The sequence below is a fragment of the Nonomuraea sp. NPDC059194 genome (genome assembly GCF_042754765.1).
Taxonomy (GTDB): Bacteria; Actinomycetota; Actinomycetes; order Streptosporangiales; family Streptosporangiaceae; genus Nonomuraea.
The window spans coordinates 93,278-105,957 of the sequence record NZ_JBHZBH010000023.1 but is presented as its reverse complement, the minus strand read 5'-3'; the positions used below and the strand labels follow the sequence as shown (position 1 = coordinate 105,957).

At 67.4% G+C, this 12,680-nt stretch carries 10 protein-coding genes; 2 read left to right on the top strand and 8 right to left on the bottom strand.

Going from position 1 to position 12,680, the window contains the following annotated elements; translation table 11 throughout:
• Positions 1-18: 18 nt before the first annotated feature.
• Positions 19-1,047: a DUF932 domain-containing protein gene (locus ACFXJ8_RS26480; protein WP_379646654.1), complete on the top strand. Its 1,029-nt coding sequence runs from the start codon at positions 19-21 to the stop codon at positions 1,045-1,047.
• A gap of 83 nt (positions 1,048-1,130) precedes the next feature.
• Positions 1,131-1,613, top strand: a complete 483-nt coding sequence (locus ACFXJ8_RS26475; RefSeq protein WP_379646653.1) for a hypothetical protein — start codon at positions 1,131-1,133, stop codon at positions 1,611-1,613.
• Here ACFXJ8_RS26475 and ACFXJ8_RS26470 read toward each other — a convergent pair.
• The 8 genes from ACFXJ8_RS26470 to ACFXJ8_RS26435 form a co-directional block, all read right to left on the bottom strand.
• The gene (locus tag ACFXJ8_RS26470) at positions 1,610-2,341 is read right to left on the bottom strand and encodes a TIGR02391 family protein (RefSeq protein WP_379646652.1); all 732 of its coding nucleotides are present in this window, start codon (positions 2,339-2,341) and stop codon (positions 1,610-1,612) included. The two genes, ACFXJ8_RS26475 and ACFXJ8_RS26470, sit on opposite strands and share 4 nt — an antisense overlap.
• A gap of 135 nt (positions 2,342-2,476) precedes the next feature.
• Positions 2,477-3,784: a C40 family peptidase gene (locus ACFXJ8_RS26465; RefSeq protein ID WP_379646651.1), complete on the bottom strand. Its 1,308-nt coding sequence runs from the start codon at positions 3,782-3,784 to the stop codon at positions 2,477-2,479.
• The gene (locus ACFXJ8_RS26460; RefSeq protein WP_379646650.1) at positions 3,781-4,665 is read right to left on the bottom strand and encodes a replication-relaxation family protein; all 885 of its coding nucleotides are present in this window, start codon (positions 4,663-4,665) and stop codon (positions 3,781-3,783) included. The genes ACFXJ8_RS26465 and ACFXJ8_RS26460 overlap by 4 nt, the downstream gene beginning before the upstream one ends.
• Before the next feature lie 12 nt (positions 4,666-4,677).
• Entirely contained in the window at positions 4,678-7,011 is a 2,334-nt protein-coding gene (locus ACFXJ8_RS26455) for an ATP-binding protein (RefSeq protein WP_379646649.1), read from the bottom strand.
• Entirely contained in the window at positions 7,008-8,762 is a 1,755-nt protein-coding gene (locus ACFXJ8_RS26450) for a VirB4 family type IV secretion system protein (RefSeq protein ID WP_379646648.1), read from the bottom strand. Before ACFXJ8_RS26450 ends, ACFXJ8_RS26455 begins: the two co-directional genes overlap by 4 nt.
• On the bottom strand, positions 8,759-9,700 hold the full coding sequence (locus ACFXJ8_RS26445; RefSeq protein WP_379646647.1) for a PrgI family protein: 942 nt from the start codon (positions 9,698-9,700) through the stop codon (positions 8,759-8,761). The genes ACFXJ8_RS26450 and ACFXJ8_RS26445 overlap by 4 nt, the downstream gene beginning before the upstream one ends.
• Entirely contained in the window at positions 9,697-11,310 is a 1,614-nt protein-coding gene (locus ACFXJ8_RS26440) for a conjugal transfer protein TrbL family protein (protein ID WP_379646646.1), read from the bottom strand. The genes ACFXJ8_RS26445 and ACFXJ8_RS26440 overlap by 4 nt, the downstream gene beginning before the upstream one ends.
• 5 nt (positions 11,311-11,315) lie before the next feature.
• Entirely contained in the window at positions 11,316-12,566 is a 1,251-nt protein-coding gene (locus ACFXJ8_RS26435) for a hypothetical protein (protein WP_379646645.1), read from the bottom strand.
• Positions 12,567-12,680 lie beyond the last annotated feature (114 nt).

The window sequence follows — 12,680 nt, the reverse complement described above, 5'->3', positions numbered from 1 at the left end:
TTCATGTCTGGAGGAGAAATGTCCAAGGAATCCCTGCAGTGGTTCAACGACAACACCCTGATCGGCTTCACTGAAAAGCGCGGTACGGCCTGGCACTACCGGGCCAGCCTCCAGGGCGCCGAACCGAACCACTATCCCGGCCCGATCTCGGTCGCCGACGTCGAGCGGCGCTTGTTCGCCTGGGAAGCCCTGAGCCGGCCGATCTACGTGGAGGACCCGGTGAGCGGTGGGCTCGCCGAGATCCCCGATCGTCAGGCCATCCTCCGCAGCGACAATGGGCACGTCATGGGGATCTTCTCCGAGGGCTACGAACCGCATCCGTACCGGGAATGGCTCCTGGGCACGATCGCCCGCCTGCTCGATGATGACCTGTCCATCGGGTCGGCGGGCCTGCTGCGCTCGGGTGCCGTTGCCTGGGTCTCGGTGGAGGTGCTTGAGAACATCCGCACGCCGGAGGGGGTGGAGTTCCGCCCCAACCTGTTCGGCGCGACGTCCTTCGACGGCTCACTGGCCACCACTTTCAAGCGTGCTGTGACCAACATCGTGTGCGACAACACCATGGCCGCCGGTCTCGCCGAACGCGGCCAGCAGGTCAAGATCAAGCACTCTCGTCACTCCAAGCTCCGGCTCGCCGAAGCCCGCGATGCCCTCAACATCGTGTACGAGGTCGCCGACACCTTCGCCGACCAGGTCAAGCGGCTCTGCGAGACCACCGTGAGCCCGGCTCAGTGGTCGCGTTTCCTGGACGAGTACGCCCCCATCCCCGCAGAGTTCGGCCGGTCCCGGACTCTGGCCGAGCACAAGCGAGACAGCCTGATCAAGCTCTGGCGTTATGACAACCGCGTCGCACCCTGGTCAGGTACCGGCTGGGGCGTGCTCCAGGCGGTCAACACCTACGTGCAGCACGAGCAGATCGTGCGTGGCGCTGGCCGGGTCGAGCGGAACTACCTCCGCGCCGTGACCGGCGGTGTGGACCAACTCGACCGCGAGACACTCCAGACCCTGGAGAAGGTGATCGACCGGCCGGTGTTCGCCCGCGCGGCGTGAACTCGTTCCGGGTACGGCTGCCGCCCTGACAGGTAGCCGTACCCGTGACAGGATCTCACTGTCCGGCGACTGCGGAGGGCGACATGAACGACGAAACAGCGGCGTTGCTCTTCGATGCGGTCGGCCGGCTCGAGGTGACCATCCTGGCACGCGAGTGCCCGGCGATTGTCGTTCTGCAGAGCGAGCGTCTTCTTGTCCTCAGCGACTATGACTATCTGCGAGATGACGAGACGGCCGCCGCGTTCGAAACGCGGGCGGCTGCCAAAGCGCGGGAGATCGACGCCGTGCGGTGGGTGCTCGCGGTCCCCCAGGTGTGGGTGATCACTCCGGATGCGATCCTGAGCCGTGCTGTGTCCAATCACCCGTTGCGGGAGGGCGAGCAGGAAGCGATCACTTGGATGAGCTTCGACCGCCAGGACGGCGTCGACTACGGCCGCGTGCCGTATACCCGCCGACCGAACGGTGAGCCCGTCTTCGGCGAGCCGGAGATGGTTACGGTTGGGGTCCGGCCCGACGAGTCAATGCCTGGCTTCAAGCTGCTCGAGGAGTCAGCTTCAGCCAACTAGGGAGCCTCTACCACGGCGGCGGAATCAACCCAGCGTGCGAGCACACTGAAGGCAGCAAGTTGCTCAAGTGCTTCGAACTCCGGCAACTCATCCTGCACGACGTGGCTGGACGGGTTCCGGATTCCCCGATAGCAGCCCTCGGCGAACGCCATGACGCCGGAATGTTCGCTTATCCAGGTCTGAGATCCATCATTGGGCCTCAGCCGTAGTCGCGGCTTCCCCGGCTCAGGATCCTTGACACTAAAGGCTTGCTTGAAGAGGTCGGTTTCAGAGATATCCACTCGACCGACCTTCTTCGATGTCTCTGCATTGACCATGACAGCAGCTGAGCGTATGGCTTCACGGTAGAAGCCTGAAGTCCAGTACGGCCTGGCCGGCTCCCACACCCACGGGTGAAGATGCTGGGCATTCAGCCTCGGGGCGTTGTCCCCAAGCTTCTCAGCGATCTCTTCGCGACGATCAAGCTCAACGAGAGCTCGTTGGGTGGCTTCCCTGTGACGTTTCCACTCGTCGAGGGCGCTTCCCTTCATTGAACGCCAGCCAGGCAAGATGCGATCAAGAATCTGTTCGCCGACCTGGACAGAGGCAATGATTTCCTCGCGGGGAGCGTACGACATCACGGGCTTGCCTGCGGCCAGAGCCGTCGGCGGCTGTTTGCGAACTCGCAGCTCGATGAGATCGAGAAGCCCCTTCAGCTCTTGCCTAGCCCACGCAGTGTCCAGCGTCACGGACCCATGATCCCGTATCGGACGGGGAGGTCCAAACAGTAGGCAGGGTCGCCGCGGAGGGCGACCCTGCCCGGACCTGCTCGTCCCATTCGGCCAAGAAAGGTGGGAGCGGTCGTTTCCAGCGTACGCTGGGCCCTACCCAGGCCGTACGGCTCCCGCGTACTCCGCTTCGCGCATGGCCGTCCACCCGTCGACCTTCACCGTGCTGCCGGTGTAGGGCGCGTGCACGTAGCGCTTGCCGTCGATGTTGATCGCCACGTGGTGGATGGTGGATGGGTCTCTCGGGTTGGTGGCGAAGAAGATTAAGTCGCCCGGCTTGAGTTGGGAGCGAGGCACTCGGGTACCCGCGTTCCACTGAGTCGACGTATGACCCCCGACTTTCACGCCAGCCTTGGCCCAGGCGTACTCGGCGAGCCCGGAGCAGTCGAAGCCCTTAGTTCGAGCGCCCCGTCCGATCCCCAAGCTCGGGCCGCTGAGACCGCCTCCTCCCCAGGAGTAAGGCACGCCCATCATTTTGAGTGCCGCCTTGAGCGCCACCGCACCGCGGCCTGCCTTACCGACGGCCTCCATGGTCTTCGGATCGAGAACCGCGTTCTCTTTGGAGAGCTCGGTACACAGGCGACCGGCGACGCTGTTGACGATCTGCTCGGCGAGCTTCGTCGGGTCATCGGTTCCTTCGGTGACGCTTGGCAGATAGCCGCTCTGGAGTCCTGCGGCCACGTCCGCAATGACCGCAGTCCGGGGGATTCCGAGCGAGATCGCTGCTTCGAGACTGGCACCCACGATCCGCGCGTCCTCGGCGGAGAGGTCCACAGGGTCACGGCGGACCGATGAAGGCGTGAGTGCCTGCTCGCTCTCGCCGAGCGCGTTCACGATGCGCTCGGCGCGCCCCTCGTGCTTGGCATATGCCGAAGGGAAGGCCGATAGCTGGACTGTCTGCGCGGCAACTGTGAGCGGCTTGTTCTCCCAGTCCTTGACCTTGACCAGGCGGGAGAAGAACTTCCGCGCGGCGTACTTCGGATCGGTGACCTGTGCTCGGGTCCCCCAGCCGTGCTGGGGGTGCTGCTGGAAGATCCCGTAGGCCTGCCCATTGTCCCCGACCACGCCGTTCTTGAGATACGACTCCTGCAGTGCTGTGGCCACGCCAACGACTGCGGCTCGCTTCGGCAGGCCCAGGTCTTCAGCTGTCTCCACGATTGTCCGGGCGTTGCTGAGCTGTTCGGCCGTGAGCCCGAGGCCGCCCTTCGGCGCCACCTTCGCGGGCTGCTTGATCCGTTCCGGTGTCTGCTCGGTGTAGGTGCAGGCCACCGACGCGAGCTTGTCGAGGTCGGCCTGAGCAGAGGCGTACTGACCTCCGCCGGTCATCCCGGCAATCAGAGCGACCGAGGAGACCAGCCCGCCGCCGGCGGCGATGGCCTTGAGGAGTCCCGCTTCGAGGATCACTCGTCAGCCTCCTCGGGTGCCGTCTGCGGTCCGAGCCCCGGCCAGTGCAACGCCAGCTCGGCGAGCCGTACCCGAGGGCCGTCGGAGTCGGTGGGCAACCAACAGGCGCCAGCCGGGCCGTCATCAACCAGGCCGGGCGCGGCAACTGGATAGGCGGTGGCGATGGGCACGAACATGCGGGCTGGATGGTGCTTGAGCTTCTTGCGGAGGTTGGCCTCGCGCCGCTCTCCCTGCACCCAGAAGAGCACCGGGGTCACGATGCGGCTCGACTCGGTGAGCTCCACGTAGCCGTCCAGCTTGCGGGCGACGCGGTCCAGGGTCTCGGTGCCGGTGTCGTACTCCAGGAAGAAGTCGATGCTGTGGCCGGCCTCGCGGAACCGGCCATAGGCGTCCGGGCGGGCGATCGGTCCCCACTCGGTCCTGCACCGGTGCTCAGGCCACCATGTGGTCAGCTCGCTTTCCGGATGACGGCATGCGTAGCCGTACAGGCTCGCTGCGATGCCGTTGGCACCTACTGTGTGGCCAAGGCTGGAACTGAAGGCGATGCCGATCACTCGGTCGCGCCGGTAGCCGGACTCGGCGAGGTCGACGCCCTCTTCGGAAGCGAGCACCGCGGCGGCGGTCTCGCCGATCACGTAGTGGTAGGGCGCCGTGCCCATGGCGGGTGGCAGATTGGGGCGGAATCGCTCCAGCACGCCCATGCGGGACAGGACGAGCAACCGCTTGCGCGCGGAGTCTGCGGAGTCGAAGTAGATCTCCGCGATCTGGGCCGAGGTGAGCACGCGGAAGTCACGGATCATGCGGATGAGTTGGCGGTCGCGGTCGGTGAGACGGATCGCAAGGGCGTTCAGCATCCGTGGGGTGAAGCGGGTGATGGACATGGTGGGTCTCCTTCAGAGGGTGTGCCGGCCGTCCGGCTTGCGGGTGGTGGCGCTGGCCGTACGGCCATGCGCCCGCGCGGCGACGACCCGGATCTGCCGGGCGACGCCTGGGTCTGGCTCAGGGAGGGGTCGGGTGCGCAGGGTGAAGGGAGGCGCTTCTGCCGAACGGACGACCAGGCGGGCGGCGGCCTGGAAAGCGTCGAAGCTGCTGAGGTCGTGTGTGGTCAGGTGTGGACTGAAGTGGTGCTCGACCTCGCGGGCGTCCTCGGGCGAGAGCGAGAAGTAGATCTTGTTGCGGGCATCGGAGGAGATGGCCTGGCGCAGCTCGCGGGGAAGCTGGGCGAGGTGCTGGTGGGCCAGCACCAGCGAGACCCGGTAGGCGCGGGCCTCGGCGAGCATGTCCGCCAGGGCGTGCGGGAGGGTGAGGAAGTTGTGGCACTCGTCCACGTAGAGGGCGGCAGGGGAGCGCGGGTGGTCGATCTTGGCGCGGCGGGAGGCGGCCTGCCAGACCTGGGCAAGGATCATGGAGCCGAGCAGCCGGGCGGTGTCGTCGCCGATCACGCCCTTGGGTAGGCGGACCAGAAGGATGCCGCCGTCGAGCACATCGCCGAGGTCGAAGGTGGACTCGACGCTACCGAGCACGTCGCGCACGAACGGGCGCAGCAGGAACGCCCAGAGCTTGTTCATGATGGGCGCCGTGACGTGGGCTTGCGCCTGGTCAGACAGGGCGGTGTACCAGGTCCAGAAGCCCATCAGGAGCGGATCTTCGATGCGGGCGGTCTGGCGCTGGCGAAAGGCGGAATTGGACAGCAGTTCGGGGACGTCGGCGAGGGTGCCGCCGTTTCGAGCAAGGGTTAGCGCGCAGCCGCGCAGGATGTCGTCGGTGCGGGGTCCCCAGTAGTCGGAGTAGATCTGGTGGAAGATGCCGACGAGGTTGTCCACGCCCATGGCTTGGTCGCCGCCGCCCAGGACGTTGAGGGATGGACGGGGGTGACGGTCGTCAGGGTCGATCAGTATGACCTTCTCGGCGTGCTCTTCGGGGATGAGCCCAAGGAGGTCGCGGACCAGGTCGCCCTTGGCTTCGATCACGACCACGCCGCGGCCGGCTTCGACGTCGGAAAGGATCATCTGGGCCAGCAGGGTGGACTTGCCTGTCCCGTTCGGGCCCATGACGTGCACATGGTGGAAGGAGTCGGCCACCCGAAGGGCGACGGGGCGTTCGTGGCCGGACTCGGAAAAGCCGAGCACCTTGCCGGTTCGCGAGATCGCCGGGGAAGGCGGGACGCTGTTCGCGCCTGCGCGCTGGAGACCTGGGACGGCGGCGTCCAGGGGGAGGTGCGCCAGTGCTGCCAGTTCGGGCACCGAGAGCAGGAATCCGCGGCCCATGCGCCGGGACGCGAGCCGATGTGCTGAGAGGAGCAGCTTGCATCGCTCAAGTCGGTTGTGGCCGCTGTAGAGGGCGAAGGCTGCAGCGATCGCGTGGGCGCGTCCGGTGATGCCGTTTCGGCGGACTCCGGCGAGCGCTTTGGACGTCGCGGGGTCTGCCTGTACGGCGTAGCGGACGGCGACCTCGTAGCGGGAGCGATGAGCCTTGTCGCGGATGGCACGGGCTTCCGCGGACTCTTCCAGCCGGACATGGCGGTCAGGAGTCGAAGGCTTGCCGGCGCTTGGCACGACCAGGTCCAAGAGCAGTCGGACCAACCGGAAGGGACCGTTGAGGGCACCGGTCAGCCGACGTCCGGTCGCCGGTCGGGCGAGGATCTGAACGGCGGCGTGCTGCCAGGACGGCATGCCCACCGCCGCGCCGTTGATCGCGCGTAGTGGGTCGGTTCCGAAATCGTGGCGGATGGGGAGGCGCTCGCTCCGTGCGAGAACGAGTTGTCCGCCGACAGCCTGCCCGTCGAGCGGGACAGGGGCAGTGGGCTCGTGGATGAGGGTGCGCGCCGACGGCCACGCGGCCTCGATCGCGTGCTCGACGAGTTCCTGGGGGATACAGCCGGGCACCCACAGCCGAATGCGGATGCCGTTGACCCCAAAGAGGTACTCGAAGGCCAGATGAGGTTGGCCGAGGAGCAGGCGCTTCCACGCGGGCCGGAGCAGTCCGATCAGGTTGCCCCAGAGCGCTTCGGCACCGGGCAGGTTGGCCACGGGCGGGGGGAGAATCTCGACACACCGAGAGCTGCGCGTGAGGTAGCTCTGGCGCAGCCGCACGACGGCAGCTCTCACCAGGATGAACAGGATCGTGGCGCTGATCGCTATCGCGCCGAGCTCCCAGGCGTGCCGGAGCAGCCAGGCCGCCAGCTCATCCAAGACGGCGTCGGGATCGTCGAGCCAGTCGTAGATCACAGGTCCGCCTCCTCGAACTCGGCAAGTTCCTGCGGCGAGGAGGTGACGAGGTCGTGCTCGCGAGCGCTGGCGATGACCTGGAGCGGACAGCGCTGACCACTGACTCCGGCTGTGAGCAACCCAGTGCCGCGTTCGGCGGACAGCAGGAGTTGCCGCTCCCCGTCGGACAGCCGGAACGCCTCGGTGACCTTGTCGATGGCCTGGGGTGCCTGCCGGAGGAGGATCTGGGTGGTGGAGTTGGCGACGATCGCCTGGCCCATCTCCGAGCCCAGGAGGTCGGCGGCGTCCTGGGTGACGACGGACAGGCCGGCCCAGTGCTTGCGGGCGGCCTTGGCCATGCGCAGCAGGAACTTGGCGCCTTCGGGGTCCTTCATGAGCAGCCAGGCCTCGTCGACCACGACCAGGCGCGGGCGCCGGTTGAACGGGTCGGAGACGCGGCGCCAGACAGCGTCCAGCGTCAGGAGCGTTCCAACGGCTTTGAGCTCTTCGGGGAGGTCGCGGAGCGAGAAGACGATCAGATGGGAGTCGGGGCGCGTGGTGGTTGGGCCGTCGAAGAGCTGGCGATGGCTGCCGGTGACGTACGGCGCGAGCCCGGCGGCAAGCTCTTTGGCCTTGGGATCGCTGTCCTTGCTGAGGGTGGCCGCGAGGTCGCGGAGCAACGGCGGGCGGCGGTTCCAGGTGTGGGGATCATGGGTGATCCCAGCCTGGCGGTAGGTGGCCAGGATGGCGCGGTCGAGCGCCGCCTTCCCGGCGTTGTCCAGCCGCTCGCCGAGCATGACCGCGATGAGAGTGTGCAGGAACAGCGCTCGTCGAGTTAGGGGGTCGTCTCCGCGTTGGTTCTTCGGTGGCAGGTCGAGCGGGTTGAGCCTGACCTTGGGTGCTCCCAGATGGATATAGGCGCCGCCGGCGGCATTGGCAAGTCGGGCGTACTCGTCTTCCGGGTCGATGATCGCGACCTCGATGCCTGTGTAGAGCGAGCGCAGGGCTTCGAGCTTGGCCAGGTAGCTCTTGCCGCTGCCGGAGCGGGCGAGGATGACGGAGTTGTGGTTGTCCTGGGCGAAGCGGTCCCAGGCGACCAGGGAGGCGCTAGAGGTGTTCGCGCCGTAGAGCACGGCGGTGGGGCCGAGCTCGGTCGTCAGGTCCGGGCTGGTAAACGGGAAGGCCGAGGCGAGCGCCGGAGTATCGAAGGTTCGGCGCATGGCCAAGTTGTCGTAGGCCAGAGGCAGGCTGGACACCCATCCCTGCAGCTGGCGGAAGTCGACCTGGCGCGCGTCCAGGAGCAGAGAGGCGGCCAGGGCTCGCACCTGCGCGCAGGCGTCCTCGAGGTCGTCCACGGTGGAGGCATGTACGGTCAGGTAGATCGAGGCGCGGAACAGCTTGGCCTGGCCGCGGGCCAGCCGGGAGGCGAGGTCTTGAGCATCCTCCGCGGCTGCCTCCCGGCCGGGATCGAGGAGTCGGCCGTGCTCATAGTCGGAGCGCAGCCCGGACTCCAGCCGGGCGAGCTGCTTACGCAAGCGATCGGTGGCCACCAGCGAGGGCACCGGCTCGATGTGGAGCGAGACGTCCAACCGTCCGGGGTAGGTGAGCAGCGGTTCCAGCCATCCGGGAGCGACCTCGCGGGGGTAGCCGATGATCGCCAGCGTTGCGCAGACGCTCGCCCCTATGTGCAGGCGGCGGGCTTCGACCTGGACGACGTCCGGGCCGAATCCGTTGGCCGTGGTGTTCGTACGGCGAGGCAGTCGGATCTTCACCACTGGTCTCCTCGCGTGATGACCTCGCCGGGGAGGGCGATCTCGTCCTCGGGCAGGGCCGGGGCGGTGGGGTCGAAGCAGGAGCACAGGAGAGCTCCGACTGCGCGCGCATCCAGGAGCCGCGTGGTGAGCCCGCAAGCACCCAGGACCCGCGATGCCTCGTCCAGCCGTCGCAGCGCCCGAGCGGCAGCGGCGTCACGGCCGTTGGCACCGACTGCCGGCTCGCGGATTATCAGCAGCACCTGACGGCGGAGCAGGTCATGCCGGGCCGACAGGTTGGCCAGGAAGTCCGCGTGTTCCAGGGCGGCGGAAGCCAGCGCGGGATGGGGGAGCCGGCGGGCGTTGTCCTCCAGCGCGCCGATGGTGTCGGACAGGTCGACGCGTTCGGCCCGGACGAGGACCTGGGCGGGGCCGGAGAGGGAGTTGAGCCAGCGGCCGAAGACGGCCACCAGGGCGTCCTGCTCATCAGGGGTACGCAAGGCGAAGCTGACGGTAGAGACTTCGGCGACGGCGGCGACCCCGTCCGGGCCGAGGTCGATCAGCCCGTCGCCTGCGACGCCTCGCGCGGGCAGCTTGAGTGAGGCTGGTTGAGGACCGGCGGAGGCAGAGATCCAGGTGGGCGGCATGGGAATGTCCTCGGACACGGAGACCAGGTGCTTGGGGGAGCGCTGGAACTGGATGGCGGCCAGCAGATAGCGGTCGAGCGAGACGCCGTCGTGCTGGCCGATCGCCAGGAGAATTCCGACGACGGACACGGGCAGAGCGACGGCAGCACAGACAATGAGCGGTGCACGGTCGCCTACGGCCATGTAGGCGCTGTAGAGCAGGCCGCCGGTCCCGCCGAGGATGGCCACCTGCCGGGCGGTGAACGAGCCGAGGATCTTGTCGGGCTGTTCGACGTCAGCAGGGATGCGCGCGATGGATTCCCCCCAGCTCATTTGCTGTCACCGCCTCGCGGTTTGCGCGGGCGCGGCCTGGGCCGTGGCGTACGCCGAGCGCCGGGGTTCTCCGGCCAGTTGGCCTGGCTGGGGATCGGGGCGTCGGGCGGCACGATCGGGCGAACGGGACTTTGGCCGGTGCGCGGAGGTTCGATCGCGAGTCGTGAGTTGCTGCGCAGGGCATTCATCTGGCCGAGCCCGGCTGGGCCGTTCGCATAGAAGCTCTCGCGCGGATAGCCGTAAACCGGTGTCGTGGGCCGGATGGGCTCCTGCGGCTTTGGTGTCGGCCGATACTTGCCGGCCACCGGTGGGGCGGTGGGTGCGTGCTTGACCGGTGCCGGTTCCCAGTCCTCAGCTCGGATGGGACGGCGTGCTCCGGTCGGTGCGTGCTTGAAGGAATTGGCGCCGCTGCGGGCAGCCGTCGATGCGGTGATGGCGGTGGAGGCAGCGGTGCAGGCCGGGCCACCGATCGCTCCTGCGACGACCTTGCTGGTCATCGTCAGCGCGGTGGCCCTCTTCGATGGCGCGCCTCCGCCTGTCCCGCCGCGCCCGAGGCGAAGGGCGTTGAGGACCGGTGCGGTGGCCTTGGCGGCGATGGCGTACTTGATGATCCGCGTGATGGTGGAGCCGCGCCCGCCCTGGATGAAGATCTGCCGGAAGATCCACGAAGGGATGCGGACCAGGATGACCAGCAGGCAGATCGCCAGGGTGAAGTTGATCAGCTGACCGGTTGGTTCGATGCCGAGGAGCAGCCTCCCGTCCTGGTTGAAGAACACCCTCATGGCCAGCACGAGCGTGAGGGACTGGGCGACCTGGATCAGCAGGAGTCCGGTGAACGCTCGCCACCAGAAGCGAGCCACGCCATCGGTGTGGGGGAGTGAGTGGCACGCCATGGCGAGCGGCGAGGCGACCACGAGCAGCAGCACCAGCGCGCTGCGCATGATGAACGTGATCACCAGCAGGATCAGCAGGATGATCGCCACGAGCGCGAGCAGGATGTAGAAGATCTGGTTGTTGCTCGGCGGAAGGATCATCATCCGGATCGAAGTCGCCGCCCGCTTGGCATCGAAGTCCTGCCCGAGCAGAGCGCCCGAGAGGGCATTCGAGACCTCGATGATCTTTCCACAGATCAAGAAGCTCAGATTCGCGGCCAGGATCGCCAGGCCCAGGCGGGGGAGGACCTCCTTGACCGCATAGCGCGTCTGGACGGTCTGGTAGCCCATGGCCGCGATGGCACCGATCGTGGCAAGGACGAGAAAGGCGCCGTTGGCGATGGCAGCCGTCGCCTTCCACAGGTCGAAGACTCTGCCGCTCGCGGATACGTCCGGCGTGGCGAGCAGCGAGCTGGCGAGGATGTCGAGCAGCGGCCTGATCGACATCGCGACGAGGTTGCCGAACCAGGCGTTGATCTGGCCGGTGATCCAGTCGCCGATGCCTATTCCGACCGACGGTCGTGCCGGTCCCCAGTCGAGTTCACTGGCCGGGCCACTTGGCGACGGCGACGGCGTCGGTGATGGGTTCGGAGCCGGTACTGCCGCTGCCGCTTCCGCGGCAAGCACGAGGGTGGCGGTGGCAACGACGATTGCCGCAGCGGCAAGGCGGGTACGCATCGCGCTCACCCGCCCACGACGCGCTTGAGCACGTTGACGAAGAGCGGTGCGAGGATGGCAAGGCCGTAGCCGAAGGCGGCAGCCTTCAGCGCCGCCTTCGCCTTCTGAACCTCACCAGGATCGCCGCCGGCAACCAGGTAACGCAGGCCGCCGACGGTGAGCATCAGCGTTGCCAAGGCGGCAAGAAGGCCGATCAGCCAGTTCCGGAGGTTGTCGAAAACCTTGTTGAGGTCTGACGGCACTCGGGCGACTCCGGGCTGCGTCTCGGCGAGTACGGCGGAAGCCGTACCGGCAAGGACGACGGCAACGACTGCCGCGATCAGCGCGACCTTCGCCAGGTGACGCCAGCGGGTCCTAGGGGTGGAAGGTGCGGTCCGCGCGGAGCCGGTGGGGTTGCCCCAGCCTCCCTTCGATTCAGTAGTGATGGGCCGCGGATCTGAGGTGATCCGGCTCCGCGCGGAAGTCTCTTCCACCCTTCTAGGGGCGGCAGAAGTGATCGTTAGGGACAGCGCCGCCTCGACTTCTCCGGCCAGAACGGCGTCGACCAGGATCGGTTCACAGCGCTGCCGCCGCTTCTTGGCGGCTTCCTCGGTCAGCCCGAGCTCGGCTGCGGCCTCGGCAAGGGTGCGCTTCTCCAGCCGGGTGCGGCCGATCAACTCGGCATCCAGTTCGCTGACGACCCCTTTCGCCACCGCGTCGGCCAGGACGAGATCCGGGTGTCCCCAGGGCGCCGCGGGCGCCTTGGAGGCGTGGTTGGAGACCCGGCGAGCGACATCGGCTTCGGCGTTCTGGCGAGCTCGTTCACCGGCCCTATGGGCCGCGTCGCACATCCGAGGAAGCACATTCGGCCGGTCGATGTCCGTCGTGCGCAGTGCCTCGATGAAGGCGGTCAGGACCTCGGTGTCGATGTCGATCGGGTCGCCGGCGACGTAGCCGCGGCAGATCCGCCCGGCGATGCCGCGCAGGGCCGGCACCGCGACGCCCACCGCACCGACGAACCACTGCGGTCCGTCGCGGCGGGCCCGCGCGACCATCTCGCGCCACACACTGTCGCGCGTGGCGTTGGTGACGGTCCGTGAGGTGAGCAGGTCGCGGAGCTCGGTCAGCAGGATCGGGCGCCGGGGGAGCTCTCCGCCGAGCGTCCGGCCATCGACGGTCAGACCAGCGGGGTCGCAGGAGACGAGTTGGAAGACATGCTCCGCGGCGTCCAGGGGTGAGTTGTTCGCCAGGGGCGTCTCGTGAAGGTGGGACTTCATCGCGTTGCTCCAGTACGAGAGGAACTGCGTTCTCGTAACCGGTGTAAGAACCACCTCTGGCGACCCTCTGGCGCACCTTGAGTAGCAGAACAGCCACCTCTGGCGCCAGAGATC